This is a genomic window from Stenotrophomonas sp. STEN063 (assembly GCF_056854515.1).
The window spans coordinates 20,715-34,256 of record NZ_JBXFWF010000012.1 but is presented as its reverse complement, the minus strand read 5'-3'; the positions used below and the strand labels follow the sequence as shown (position 1 = coordinate 34,256).

Genomic DNA, 13,542 nt, shown 5'->3' with positions numbered 1-13,542 from the left:
TAAGCCCGCGCCCTTCTGGCAACAGGCGAAGGAGATGGCTGGGGAGAGGGAGCGCTTCGCAGAAACCCCAAATAAATCGTCAGTCCATGCCTAAAGTCACTACCGCTGCAAACACCTGCCCGCAAGAATCGAACAGTTCGCAGAACACCGCGAAGCCACCGTCATTTGTTGCCGTAGCGCCCGCCTTGCGGGCCTTGCCCCGTGGAGAGCAGCCTTGCAGAGACGTGACTTCCTAGCCCTGACCGGGCTTACCGCTGGCGGCCTGATGGTGCCGTCCTTCTTCGGCAAGGCCATCGCCGCCGAGCACCTGTTGACCGCACTCGATCCGGCCTTGAAGAAGCGCCTGGCCGATGACGCGCTCAATGCCGCGCGTGCCGCCGGCGCTACTTACTGCGATGTGCGCATCGGCCGCTACCTGCGCCAGTTCGTGATCACCCGCGAGGACAAGGTCCAGAACGTGGTGAACACCGAATCCACCGGCACCGGCATCCGCGTCATCGTCAACGGCGCCTGGGGTTTTGCCGCCACCAATGACCTGAGCCCTGCCGGCGTGGTCAAGGCCGCGCAGCAGGCCGCCGCCATCGCCAAGGCCAATGCCAAGGTGCAGACCGCGCCGGTGCAGTTCGCCAAGGCACCCGGTTACGGCGAGGTCAGCTGGCGTACGCCGATCAAGAAGAACGCGATGGAAGTGCCGATCAAGGACAAGGCCGATCTGCTGCTGGGCGTGAATGCCGCAGCCATCGGCGCCGGCGCCAGCTTCGTCAACTCCATGCTGTTCCTGGTCAACGAACAGAAGTACTTCGCTTCCACCGACGGCTCCTACATCGACCAGGACGTGCACCGCATCTGGGCACCGATGACGGTCACCGCCATCGACAAGGCCAGCGGCAAGTTCCGCACCCGCGCCGGCCTGTCCTCGCCGATGGGCCTGGGCTACGAATACCTGGATGGCGACGCCTCCGGCAAGACCGTGCTGCCCAATGGCGTCACCGTCTACGGCCAGTCCTATGACATGCGCGAAGACGCCATCGCCGCCGCCAAGCAGACCCAGGAAAAGCTCAAGGCACCGTCGGTCAAGCCGGGCAAGTACGACCTGGTCCTGGACCCGTCGCACACCTGGCTGACCATCCACGAAGCCGTCGGCCATCCGCTGGAACTGGACCGCGTGCTCGGCTACGAAGCCAACTACGCCGGCACCAGCTTCGCCACCCTGGACAAGCGCGAGCAGCGCTTCCAGTACGGCAGCGACAAGGTCAACATCTTTGCCGACAAGACCCAGCCGGGCTCGCTCGGCGCCGTTGCCTACGACGACGAAGGCGTGAAAACCAAGCGCTGGCCGCTGATCAGCGACGGCAAGCTGGTCGACTACCAGACCATCCGTGACCAGGCACATATCCTCGGCAAGACCGAATCCGATGGCTGCTGCTACGCCGACTCCTGGTCCAGCGTGCAGTTCCAGCGCATGGCCAATGTGTCGCTGGCGCCGGGCAAGACCCCGTTGTCGGTGGCCGACATGATCAAGAACGTCGAGAACGGCATCTACATCATCGGCGACGGTTCGTTCTCCATCGACCAGCAGCGTTACAACGCGCAGTTCGGTGGCCAGCTGTTCTATGAAATCAAGAACGGCCAGATCACCCGCATGCTCGAGGACGTGGCCTACCAGATCCGCACCCCGGAATTCTGGAACGCCTGCAGCGCCATCGCCGACGAACGCGACTACCGCCTGGGCGGTTCGTTCTTCGACGGCAAGGGCCAGCCAGGCCAGGTCTCGGCCGTGTCGCACGGCTCGTCCACCGCCCGTTTCGACGGCATCAACGTCATCAATACCGCGCGCAGCCTCGGCTGATCGTCAAGGAGCTTCTGAACCATGAGCATCTTCACCGAACAGGAAGCCAAGGCCATCCTGGACAAGGTCATCGCGCTGTCCAAGGCCGATGAATGCACCGCCACGCTGGCCGGCTCGGTCGACGGCAACATCCGTTTCGCGCTGAACAACGTCTCCACCAGCGGTATCGTCAGCAATGCCGAACTCGCCGTGCAGGTTGCCTTCGGCAAGCGCGTTGGCACTGCGTCGATCAACGAGTTCGACGACGCCTCGCTGGAGCGTGTGGTCCGCCGCGCCGAGGACCTGGCCAAGCTGGCACCGGAGAACCCGGAGTTCATGCCGGCCATCGGCAAGCAGCAATACCGTTCGAGCCCCACCTTCAGCGAATCGACCGCGGCGATCACCCCGGAATTCCGCGCCCAGGTGGCCGCTGACTCCATCACCCCCTGCCGCGGCCATGGCCTGATCGCTGCCGGCTTCCTGGAAGACGGCAACGGTTTTGTCGCCATCGCCAACAGCAATGGCAACTTCGGCTACCAGAAGACCACCAACTTCAACTACACCTGCACCGTGCGTACCGAAGACGGCCGCGGCTCGGGCTGGGTTGGCCGCAACCTCGCCAACGCTGCCGATTTCAAGGCCGACCAGGACATCGAGATCGCCAAGCGCAAGGCCACCGAATCGGCTGAAGCCAAGGCACTGGAGCCGGGCAAGTACACGGTGATCCTGGAGCCGGCGGCCGCTGCTGGCCTGATCAGCTTCATGATGAATTTCTTCAGTGCACGTTCGGCCGATGAAGGCCGCAGCTTCCTGTCCAAGAAGGGCGGCGGCAACAAACTGGGCGAGCAGGTCTACGACAGCAAGGTCAATCTGTTCGCAGATCCCTGGCATCCGGACGCAGCGGTGCTGCCGTGGGATGGCGAAGGCATGCCGCGCGAGCGCATCGCCATCATCGAGGACGGCAAGGTCGCCAACCTTGATTACTCGCGTTACTGGGCACAGAAGCAGGGCAAAACGGCCAAGGCCAGCGCCGGCAACCTGCTGATGAGCGGCGGCACCAAGTCGATCGCCGAACTGGTGCGTGGTACCGAGAAGGGCATCCTGGTCACCCGCACCTGGTACATCCGCATGGTCGACCCGCAGACCGTGCTGCTGACCGGCCTGACCCGCGACGGCACCTTCTACATCGAGAACGGCCAGATCAAGCACCCGGTGAAGAATTTCCGCTTCAACGAGTCGCCGGTGATCATGCTCAACAACATCGACGAGCTGGGCAAGCCGGTGCGCGTGGCCGGTGACGAGTCCAGCTTCGTGATGATGATCCCGCCGATGAAGCTGCGTGACTTCACGTTTACCTCGTTGTCGGATGCGGTGTAACTGATTTCCCTTCTCCCGCCGGGAGAAGGTGCCCGAAGGGCGGATGAGGGTTGGGCCTGAAGCGCTTACCCTCACCCCAACCCCTCTCCCGAAGGGAGAGGGGCTTAAACCGAGTCCTCTGCTTTTGTCCCCACCCCGTCTGACGCGAGCGCAATTCCTTCACCTGCTGCTGGGCGGCGCGGTGAGCGCCGCCTTGCCGGGCATCGCAAGCGCGCAGGCCAGCCGCTACGACTTCTGGTTCACCCGCCTGCGCTACGACTCCGGCGACTGGGACGTGGACGCGCGCATGCCGTCCAACCTGATCACCTCGCTGGTCGATTACACCACCTTGCGCGTAGACCCCAAGGAACACGTCATCGCGCTGTCTGACCCGAAGATGCTGGCCGCACCCTTCTGCTATCTCTCAGGGCACAAGCTGGTCGAGTTCAATCCGGAAGAGCGCCGCAACTTCGAACGCTATGTGCGCAACGGCGGCTTCGTCTTCGTCGATGACTGCAACCACGACATCGACGGCCTGTTCGCCACCTCCTTCGAAGCACAGATGCGCAGCATCTTCGGCGCCAACGCAATGAAGAAACTGCCCAATACCCACGCCATCTACAACAGCTTCTTCAAGTTCCCCGAAGGCCCCCCGGCCACCGGTTTCGAGCTGAACGGCTGGGGTGATGACCTGGTTCACGACTACCTCAAGGGCATCGAGATCGATGGCCGGCTGGGCGTGCTCTACAGCAACAAGGACTACGGTTGCGAATGGGACTACGACTGGCGCAACAAACGCTTCCTGGCCGAAGACAACACCAAATTCGGCGTGAACATCGTGATGTACGCATTGACGCATTGACCCCACAGGTGACCGCATGACTGCCCCCGATCCCAGCCACGATGTCGATTCCCTGCTGCCGCGCTTGAACGAGCTGCGCAGCGCGCTCGCACAGGCCGTGGTCGGCCAGCACGAGGTCGTCGAACAACTGTTGATCGGCCTGCTGGCCGGCGGCCACTGCCTGCTCGAAGGCGCGCCCGGCCTGGGCAAGACGCTGCTGGTACGCTCACTCGGCCAAGCCTTGGAATTGCAGTTTCGACGTGTGCAGTTCACCCCCGACCTGATGCCCAGCGACATCCTCGGCACCGAACTGCTGGAAGAAGACCATGGCACTGGCAAGCGCGCGTTCCGCTTCCAGCAAGGCCCGATCTTCACCAACCTGCTGTTGGCTGACGAACTCAACCGCACACCGCCCAAGACCCAGGCTGCGTTGCTGGAGGCGATGCAGGAACGCACCGTCAGCTACGCCGGCACCACCTACGCCCTGCCCTCGCCGTTCTTCGTGCTGGCCACGCAGAACCCGATCGAGCAGGCCGGCACCTATCCGCTGCCGGAGGCACAGCTGGATCGTTTCCTGCTGCATGTCCGCGTTGACTACCCGAGCGAAACCGAAGAGCGCGACATCCTCGCCCAGACCACCGGCAGCCGCAGCGGCGTCGTTCCCAAGGTGATGGACGCCGAAGCGGTCGAGGCCCTGCAGGCAGCAGTACGTGAAGTCCACATCAGCCCCGACCTGCTCAGCTGGATCACCCGCCTGGTCCGTGCCAGCCGGCCCGGCGCCAGCGCGCCTGCCGAAGTGAACAACTGGATCAAATGGGGTGCCGGCCCGCGCGCCGGTCAATCACTGGTACTGGCGGCGAAGGCACGCGCCCTGCTGCAAGGTCGCTTCGCCGCCACCCGCGAGGATGTGCAGGCATTGGCCGCGCCAGTGATGCGTCATCGCCTGCTGCTGTCGTTCGCTGCCGAGGCCGAGCACAAGAGTACCGATGACGTGATCGCCGCCCTGCTGCGCGCGGTGCCGTTCCCGGCTTGATCGACAAGACGTTCTGCACATGGCTGCCCCCACGCCACCGCTGATTCCCGCCGACGTGCGCAGTCGCCTGCGCAGCCTGCGGCTGTGGCCGCAGCGGGCCAGCGGCAGCCGTGGCATCGGCGCGCATGCCAGCCGCAGCCGTGGTGCCGGTTTGGAATTCGCGCAATACCGCGCCTACGAGCCGGGCGATGAGCTGCGCCAGATCGACTGGAAGCTTTATGCGCGCTCGGACCGCTTCTTCGTGCGCGAATCCGAACGCGAAAGTCCGATCACCGTCTGGCTGTTGCTCGATGCCAGCGCCTCGATGGCACAGGCCGATCAGGCACGGCCCGACTGGCAGCGCCTGGACGCGGCCAAGGCATTGGTCGCCTGCCTTGCCGAGCTGGCGATGCAGCAGGGTGATGCCTTCGGCCTGATCACACTTGGCGGTGATGGCGTGCAGTTGCTGCCGGCCGGCAACGGCCTGCGCCAGCGTGATCGGCTGCACCTGCAGCTGCATGGGTTGAAGGCTGCAGGGCAATGGCCGCCACAGCAGAAGTTGTCTCCCTTGTGGGAACGCATCGCCAGCAATGACCTGGTGGTGATGATCAGCGATGGCTTTGATGCCGCAGGTGTTGAACTGGCCGAGCGCCTGGCCAAGGCCGGTCGCGATGTCGTGCACCTGCAGCTGCTGACGGTGGAAGAGCGCGATTTTCCGTTCCGCGATGGCCATCGCTTTCGTGACCCGGAAACCGGCGATGAGCTGCTGAGCGATGGCGCAACGGTGCGCGCCGAATACCTCGCCCGTTTCAAGGAAGCACAGCGCGTGCTGGACGCACGGCTGCAGGCCGCCGGCATCCGCCATGACACCGCCTATCTCGATGAAGCCATCGACGCACCCTTGCAGCGCCTGTTCGGACGCCGTGCCGGGAGCGGCGCATGAACCTGCTGTGGTTGTTCCCAGCCGGCTTCCTTGCATTGGCAGCACTGTTGCTGCCGCTGCTGATCCACCTCGCCCGCCGCAGCGAGCAACGCATCATCGATTTCGCCGCGCTGCGCTGGCTATCAGCCAGGCCGCGTCCGCGCCGCCGCATCCGCTTCGACGAATGGCCGCTGCTGGTGCTGCGCTTGCTGCTGCTCGCCTTGCTTGCCGTCCTGTTGGCACGGCCAGCATTGACCGGGGTGCCTGATACCCAGCCGCGCGTCGCGGTGTTACCCGGTGTTGATCTTGCCGCCGCCCAACGCGCCGTGGGTAATGCCGATGCACAGTGGCTATGGTTGGCGTCGGGCTTCCCGAAAATCGACAAGACCGCAGCGCCGCAAGGTCCACAGCCAGTATCCAGCCTGTTGCGTGAGCTGGACGCATCGCTACCTGCCGATGCCACGCTCACCGTGGTTGTCCCGTCGGTAGTCGATGGGCTGGACCCACAACGGCCACAGCTTTCGCGTGTAGTGCGCTGGCAGGTACTTGAGCAGAGCGCAGTTGCCAACAAACCAGCCGTCATTGCCGCGCCGGAACTGCGGATCCGCCACGACGAAGTTGGCAGGCAAGGCTTGCGCTATCTCAATGCGGTCGCCAGCGCGTGGCGTGGACCAAAGCCAGAGACGGCAAACGACACCGTCGCATTCGGAAATGACGACAAGCTGCGCGTCTGGTTGTCGTCCAAGCCATTACCCGCCGATACCGGCACATGGCTGCAGCGCGGCGGCCGCCTGCTGGTGGATGCACGCACACCGGTACCCGCCGACGCACAACGCACACCACTATGGCGTGATGCCAACGGTGTGCTGGTAATCGAACAGATTGGCACGGCGCAAGGCCAGTGGCTGCGTTTCGCAACACCATTGCAGCCGGCAAGCTTGCCGACGCTGCTTGACGCGAATTTCCCGAACGACCTGCGCGGTGTGCTGCAGACTGCGCCGACGCCACGGCGCGCGCTCGCAGCAACGATGCAACCGGAGACCGGCGCTGCCCCCTACCCGCAGCCCGCAACCGAACTGAACCATTGGCTGCTGTTGGCGATTGCCCTGCTGTTCCTGCTTGAGCGCTGGCTGGCCAGCGCACCGCGTCGCCGGGGCCAGGCATGAGCGCGCCCTCTCTTCTGCGCGCTGCACGGCGACGCACGCTGCTGATTGCCTTGTCCGCCGGCCTGCCGCTGGCACTGGCTGTCGGCGTGCTGGCAATGCGCATGTTCGGCTTCGACGCCGGTTACATCACCACCACGGCGGCCTTGCTGGTTGCTGTTGGCGTCGCGGTTTGGCGTGCACGCCGCCTGGATCCGCGCTGGCTGGTCGCGCGTCTGAACGATCACCCGCGTTTCGAGGACAGTGCTGACCTGCTGTTCGCCACCGCCCCCACGCTCAACCCGCTGCAGCAACGCCAGCGCCGCCATGTCGAACAGCGCCTGCAAAGCAATCCACCGGACCTGCGTCCTGCCTGGCCCTGGCGGCGACTGTTGTTGTGCCTGTTGGCTGCCGCTCTGATCGCGGGTGCTGCGCTGCTGTGGCCGCGCGCTACAGCCACCGCTCCTGTTGTCGCTGGTGGAAGCGCCACCGAAACTGCCGCGACGGACAGCACACCTGCATTGCGCGGCAGCTGGCTGCAGATCACGCCCCCGGCCTACAGCGGCCAGGCAGCAACGGCCGGCGACAAGCTCGATGCACGCGCCCTGCAAGGCAGCCGTCTGCAATGGCGCCTACAGTTCGCACCACAGCCGCAGCAAGTGTGGCTGCAGTTCCACGACGGCCGCCGGGTAACATTGCAGCGCGATGGCGATTACTGGCGCGCTAGCGAGGTGCTGCAGCGTGCAGGCCTGTACCGCATCCAGACCGAACCGGCGATGGCAGCTGCTGGACGCGCCTATCGTCTTGATGTGGTGATCGATCGTCCGCCGCAGGTCAAGGTCATCGAACCCGCACAGACCCTCAATCAAGCCGCACCGCGTCAGCGCACATGGCAACTGCGTTTCGAGGCCACCGATGATTTCGGCGTGAACAACACTGCGACGCTGGATATCACCACTGCAAAAGGCAGCGGCGAGAACATCACGTTCCAACAGCGCCAGCTCACCTTGACCGGCAGTGGCCCGGCTACGGCACGACGCTTCGCCTACAGCGCCGACCTGGCCGCGTTGGGCCTGGACCCTGGCGACGAATTGGTCGCCCGCCTGAGCGTGCGCGACAACCGCAGTCCGCAGCCACAGGAAGCGCGCAGCGCCAGCCTGATCCTGCGCCTGCCCAGCGAACAACAGGTGCAGGCCAGCGATCTGGAAGGCGCGATCAAGAAGGTGATGCCGGCCTATTTCCGCAGCCAGCGGCAGATCATCATCGACGCCGAAGCGCTGCTCAAGCAACGCGGCAGCCTTGATGCCGATACCTTCATCAAGCGCTCCGATGCGATCGGCGTGGACCAGCGCATCCTGCGCCTGCGCTATGGTCAGTTCCTCGGCGAAGAAGCCGAAGGTGGTGCGAAGGCTCCACCGACCGGTGATCTGCCCACAGGCAATGCCGCAAGCAGCGAAGGGCATGCGGATCACGCCAATCATGCCGAAGATGATGGACACGGCCACGACCACGGCGGCACAGCTGAAAGCACACCGGTGTTCGGCAGCGCCACCGACGTGCTGTCCGAGTACGGACATACCCACGACCACGCCGAAGCCGCCACCCTGCTCGATCCGCAGACCCGCGCCATCCTCAAGTCCGCGCTCGACCAGATGTGGCAGTCCGAGGGCCACCTGCGCCAGGGCCATCCGGACCAGGCGCTGCCTTACGCTTACAAGGCACTGGCCTTCATCAAGCAGGTACAGCAGGCCGAGCGCATCTATCTGGCCCGCGTGGGCAGCGAGCTGCCGCCTATCGACATGGCGCGCCGCATGACCGGCAAGCGCGATGGGCTTGGCAATCGCAGCGTGCAACTGGCAGCGCGTCCTGCGGGAGATGCTGTCGTTGCGAGCGCATGGCATGCATTGGCATCCAGCGACGAGAGTGTCGATCTTGATGCCTTGTCGCGCTGGCTGGATGCAAACCCCAATGCCGTACCGGATGCACTGGACGTCGTTGCCGCGATAGACGCGCTTCGCCAGCAGCCCGATTGCCGCACATGTCGCAACGAACTGCGTGCGCAACTGTGGCCGGCACTGCGACGCGCTGAAGGACCTCCCGCGCGCCGCGCTGCCGCGGACGCCAGCGGCCGCCGCTACCTTGAAGCACTTTCGGCACCGCAGGAGCCAGCACGATGATGGCTTGGCTCCCGCTTGCGTTGATTGCACTGGCCGTGGTGTTGGGCAGTCTGCGCTTCGCGCTATCGCCACGACCTTCCGCACCGCGTCTTGCCGCGCTGCTGTTGCTGCAGCTTGCAGCCGGGGTGTTGCTCTATTTCACATTGCAGCCACCATCGCGCCCCGGACACGCTGGAACGCTGGTTGTAGCCACGGCAGGGGCTGGTGCCGCTGACCTGGCTGCCGTGCCCGCGGCGGCCTATGTGCGCCTGCCCGAAGCGACGACCTTGCTGTCAGCAGCAGCGGCGCCGGATCTTGCAACCGCATTGCGCCAGCATCCGGGCACGCGCGAGCTGGTGATCGTCGGCCAAGGCCTGCCTGCACGTGATCGTGATATCGCGCTGCCGCCGCTGCGTTTCCTGCCCGGCCCTGCACCACGGGGGCTGGTGGAGTTGCAGGCGCCGCCGTTGCTCGCGCCGGGTGCGGCCTTTACCGTGCACAGCCGCGTGCAGGGCCTGTCTGATGCCCGCGTCGAACTGCTGGACCCTGCCGCTCATCGTGTCGATATCAGTGCTGTTGACGCAGCAGGCCGTGCGGACTTGCGTGCCAGCGCCCGCGAGCCCGGCGACGTGGTCTTTACGCTGCGCGTGTTGGATGCCGGCGGCAAGATAGTGGACCAACTTCCGGTACCCGTGCGTGTACGCGCAAGCACTGCGCCAAGCATCCGCGTGCTCGCCGGTGCACCTGGTCCTGAACTGAAGTACCTGCAACGTTGGGGCAGCGATATCGGCGCAAAGCTGCAGACCAGCATGTTGATCGGTGGCGGCTTGCAGATGGGCGATGCGCCGGCCTCTCTCGATGCTGCCAGTCTCGCCCGCCTGGACCTGCTGCTGCTTGATGAGCGCCGGCTTGCGGGCCTGTCATCCGCGCAGCGTGCGGCGATCACCGAGGCGATACGCGGCGGACTGGGTGTACTGGTGCGTACCAGCGGTGCACTCGACGGCAGCGCTCGCCGCGCGTTGCGCGAATGGGGCCTGGAGACACGCGGCGGTGACCAGACCAAGCCGGTCGCACTACGCAACATCACCGATGCCGAACAGAACAGGACCACGCTCGCGGTCGAGCGCTTCAATCTGGAATTCAGCAGCGCTGATGTGGTGCCCTTGCTGCGCGCCGCGGACGGCAGCGCGATAGGTGGCTGGCGCGCACTTGGCCTGGGCAGGGTTGGCGTGCTGCCGATCACTGACAGCTATGCGCTGGTGCTCTCGGGCCATGCCGACGCACACGCCGAACTGTGGAACGCCGCCTTGGCGAGCACAGCCCGATCGCTTGCGGATTCGCCCACGCTGCCACTGCCCGCCTGGGCTTGGAGTGGCGAACGCATCAGCCTCTGCGGACTGACCGCTCCGGCGCAAATGGTCGCCGAGGACGGGAGTCGTACCGAACTACTGCCCGATCCTTCCGCTGGCAACTGTGTTGCGGCGTGGCCACAGATGGCCGGATGGCACCGCGTTGAAGCAGGCGAACAGCAACAGAGCTTGCTGCTGCTGGATCCGGAGAAAGCAGTCGCATTGCATGCACAACAGATGCGCGATGCGACGTTTGCATTGAGCGACAGTGCAGTACGTGCAACCCCACTGCCGATCCCGGGGCCGCGTTGGCCCTGGTTGCTGGGGTTCGTGCTGATCGCCTCCTTGCTTTGGTGGCTGGAGCGCAGGCGAACAGGTGGAGCGGCAGCGCAAGACTGAAGTGAGTGATGGCTCGGAAAGAGCAACATCAACAACGCCCCCTTCCGCCCTTCGGGCACCTTCCCCCGCATGCATGGGAAGGCAAGTCAGCACATAACGTTTCGGAGCCCATGATCAGCCCCCTCCCTTTGCCGCAGGCAAGGGGGTGAAGAAGGCCTGCTTGCGCGCCACTGGCGCGCGGCCTGATGAACGACCGAAGGCTACGCCTTCGGGCCGGACGGGTTGGGGAGGCGTGCCTTTCGCTTTGGATTGCGGTCGCACCCACATGCAACCCATCCAACAACTCCTTGAACCCCATCACTGATTGATCTTCCCCTTCACCCGCGAGCGGGCCCGCTGCGGTAGAACCACAACCGCAGGGGGTTCCAAGCTTTGGGGGTCCTACCGATGATGCACCGTCATACCGCCGTGCTGCTGTCTGCCGTGATCAACAGTGCCGTAGTTGTTCCCGCACTTGCCCAAACCACGATCAAGGCACCTGTTGCCAACAACGAACAGGTGCTGGACATGCAGTTGAAGATGGAAGAAGCACGCATGCTGCCCTTGCGGGCGATGTATGTGCGCTACTTCCAGCAAGCCTATCGACGCTACCCCAGCATCCCGCGCGGCACGCTGGAGTCGTTGGCATTTGTGCAGAGCCGCTGGTCGCCGCTGCAACCCGATGCACCCGATCAGGATGAAGCGCATCTGCGCATGCCACCCGCGTGGGGCGTGATGGGTTTGTATGCCGGTGGCGGCTTCGAGGACCAGGTTGGCGAAGCGGCCAAGCTGCTTGGCGTATCCGCAGCTGCCGTGCGCAGCGACGCGGCCACCAATATCCTCGCCGCCGCTGCCTTGCTTGATGCGCAGATCCGCCAGGATCATCCCGGTGCCGGCACTGGCAGCACGCCGACAGCTGAAGCGATCCGCCCTGCGCTGATGCGTTACGCCGGCTACGCACCTCGCGGCAGCGGCCTGGCTGCACGCAGCGCAGTCGACGACTATGCGCGCACCAGCTTTGCCTACGATGTGCTGCTGGCGCAGGACCGCGGCGTCAATGATCGCGGCATCGTCGTACCCGAGCGCGCCATCGCCTGGGAGCTGGCCTTCGACGCGCCGCAGCTGGTGACATTGCGCGCGCCGATGGTGCGCCTGGATGTGAGCAGGGATCGCATCGAGACCGACGCGTTCCGTATCGACCCGATCAGCGAAACCCTGCAGGCAGGCAGCACTGCGGCCGGAGACACCGCCGCCAACCCCGCGCTGGATGCCAGCATCCAGAGCACCGACTATGGCCCCGCGATCTGGAGCGCCGCCTCGACCTCCAACTACGCGGCATCGCGTTCGGCAACGATCAGTGCAGTGACCATCCACACCACGCAGGGCAGCTACGCCGGCACCATCTCCTGGTTCAAGAATGCTTCCGCGCAGGTCAGCGCGCACTATGTCATCCGCTCCTCCGACGGACAGGTTACGCAGATGGTGCGCAATGCCGATACCGCCTGGCACGTCGGCAGCCAGAACAGCTACACCTTGGGCATCGAGCACGAGGGCTACGTCGACAACAGCTCCTGGTACACCAATGCCATGTATGACGCTTCGGCAGCACTGGTTCGCAACTTCTGCGCCACGTATAGCGCGATCAGTTGCGCCAGTGCGTATAGCGGGGCATCCAGCAGCGGCATCAACGTGTTGGCTGCCAGCGTCAAGATCAAGGGCCACCAGCATTACAGCGGGCAGACGCATACCGACCCGGGCATCAACTGGAACTGGTCCAAGTACTACGCGCTGCTGAATCCGGGCAGCGGTGGTGGCACCGGCACGGTCACGTACCTGGATCGCTTCGAGAGCAGCGTCGGCCATTTCGATACCAGCCCCAGCTATTCGGGTAGCACTACCGGCATCAGCACGGCATCCACCGCCACAAGGGATTGCACCACGCAGAAGAACGGGAGCTGTTCGTTGCGGCTGCTGCTGAAGGACAACACCGCGAGCGCTGCCGACTGGGCGGTGCGTCTGCTGTCGGGAAGTGGTGCGCCTGCAAGCAATACCGCGCTGACCCGCGCCAATGGTGTCGTCGGGTTCTGGGTATGGAGTGGCGGTACCGGAACCACGGTTGGCATCGGTATCGACGACAGTGATGGCACCGAGCGCTCAAGCAGCAAGGCCATCGCTGCCAATACCTGGACCTATGTATCGTGGTCATTGAACGACGCGGCGCAGTGGAATGCGTGGGTGAATGGCAATGGGGCGATCACCGGCAGCAATGTCACGCTGGATGCGATCTGGCTGTATCACGCCAACACTGCGTATGACCTCAATGTGTATATCGATGATGTGCAGATAGCGAACTGATCTGCCTGGAGCCGGCGGCCCTACCTGTAGAGCGCAGCCATCCTGGGCTGTGGCTTTCCTTGCAAAGCCCCTGCCGAGCATGGCTCGGCACTACAGGTGCCGGCGGCCTTTGGCTTCTGCTTTGGCTTTGGCTTCGGCTTTGGCTTCTGCTTTGGCTTCGGCTTCGGCTTCGGCTTTGGCTTTGGCTTTGGCTTTGGCTTTAG

At 64.5% G+C, this 13,542-nt stretch carries 9 protein-coding genes; all 9 read left to right on the top strand.

The window, feature by feature from the left end; translation table 11 throughout:
• Positions 1–214: 214 nt before the first annotated feature.
• A complete protein-coding gene (locus AC1VWL_RS05135; protein WP_482985987.1) occupies positions 215–1,849 on the top strand; it encodes a TldD/PmbA family protein in 1,635 nt (544 codons plus the stop codon).
• A gap of 21 nt (positions 1,850–1,870) precedes the next feature.
• Positions 1,871–3,205, top strand: coding sequence for a TldD/PmbA family protein (locus tag AC1VWL_RS05130; protein ID WP_296249069.1), 1,335 nt, complete (start codon positions 1,871–1,873; stop codon positions 3,203–3,205).
• 139 nt (positions 3,206–3,344) lie between these two features.
• Positions 3,345–4,046 carry a DUF4159 domain-containing protein gene (locus tag AC1VWL_RS05125; RefSeq protein WP_482986014.1) on the top strand — a complete coding sequence of 234 codons (702 nt, stop codon included), beginning with the start codon at positions 3,345–3,347 and terminating at the stop codon, positions 4,044–4,046.
• A gap of 16 nt (positions 4,047–4,062) precedes the next feature.
• The gene (locus tag AC1VWL_RS05120; protein ID WP_482985986.1) at positions 4,063–5,058 is read left to right on the top strand and encodes an AAA family ATPase; all 996 of its coding nucleotides are present in this window, start codon (positions 4,063–4,065) and stop codon (positions 5,056–5,058) included.
• A 19-nt stretch (positions 5,059–5,077) separates the two neighbouring features.
• Positions 5,078–5,980: a DUF58 domain-containing protein gene (locus AC1VWL_RS05115; protein WP_482985985.1), complete on the top strand. Its 903-nt coding sequence runs from the start codon at positions 5,078–5,080 to the stop codon at positions 5,978–5,980.
• A complete protein-coding gene (locus AC1VWL_RS05110) occupies positions 5,977–7,125 on the top strand; it encodes a BatA domain-containing protein (protein ID WP_482985984.1) in 1,149 nt (382 codons plus the stop codon). Before AC1VWL_RS05115 ends, AC1VWL_RS05110 begins: the two co-directional genes overlap by 4 nt.
• Positions 7,122–9,278 carry a hypothetical protein gene (locus AC1VWL_RS05105; protein WP_482985983.1) on the top strand — a complete coding sequence of 719 codons (2,157 nt, stop codon included), beginning with the start codon at positions 7,122–7,124 and terminating at the stop codon, positions 9,276–9,278. Before AC1VWL_RS05110 ends, AC1VWL_RS05105 begins: the two co-directional genes overlap by 4 nt.
• Positions 9,275–11,005: a carboxypeptidase regulatory-like domain-containing protein gene (locus AC1VWL_RS05100; protein ID WP_482985982.1), complete on the top strand. Its 1,731-nt coding sequence runs from the start codon at positions 9,275–9,277 to the stop codon at positions 11,003–11,005. Before AC1VWL_RS05105 ends, AC1VWL_RS05100 begins: the two co-directional genes overlap by 4 nt.
• A 387-nt stretch (positions 11,006–11,392) precedes the next feature.
• The gene (locus tag AC1VWL_RS05095) at positions 11,393–13,339 is read left to right on the top strand and encodes an N-acetylmuramoyl-L-alanine amidase (RefSeq protein WP_482985981.1); all 1,947 of its coding nucleotides are present in this window, start codon (positions 11,393–11,395) and stop codon (positions 13,337–13,339) included.
• The last annotated feature ends 203 nt before the right edge of the window (positions 13,340–13,542 follow it).

Bases quoted from the DNA above. Each gene is read 5' to 3' on its own strand.
- AC1VWL_RS05095 (WP_482985981.1), top strand. From the start codon at position 11,393: ATGATGCACCGTCATACCGCCGTGCTGCTGTCTGCCGTGATCAACAGT.
- AC1VWL_RS05110 (WP_482985984.1), top strand. From the start codon at position 5,977: ATGAACCTGCTGTGGTTGTTCCCAGCCGGCTTCCTTGCATTGGCAGCA.
- AC1VWL_RS05115 (WP_482985985.1), top strand. From the start codon at position 5,078: ATGGCTGCCCCCACGCCACCGCTGATTCCCGCCGACGTGCGCAGTCGC.
- AC1VWL_RS05105 (WP_482985983.1), top strand. From the start codon at position 7,122: ATGAGCGCGCCCTCTCTTCTGCGCGCTGCACGGCGACGCACGCTGCTG.
- AC1VWL_RS05130 (WP_296249069.1), top strand. From the start codon at position 1,871: ATGAGCATCTTCACCGAACAGGAAGCCAAGGCCATCCTGGACAAGGTC.
- AC1VWL_RS05120 (WP_482985986.1), top strand. From the start codon at position 4,063: ATGACTGCCCCCGATCCCAGCCACGATGTCGATTCCCTGCTGCCGCGC.
- AC1VWL_RS05100 (WP_482985982.1), top strand. From the start codon at position 9,275: ATGATGGCTTGGCTCCCGCTTGCGTTGATTGCACTGGCCGTGGTGTTG.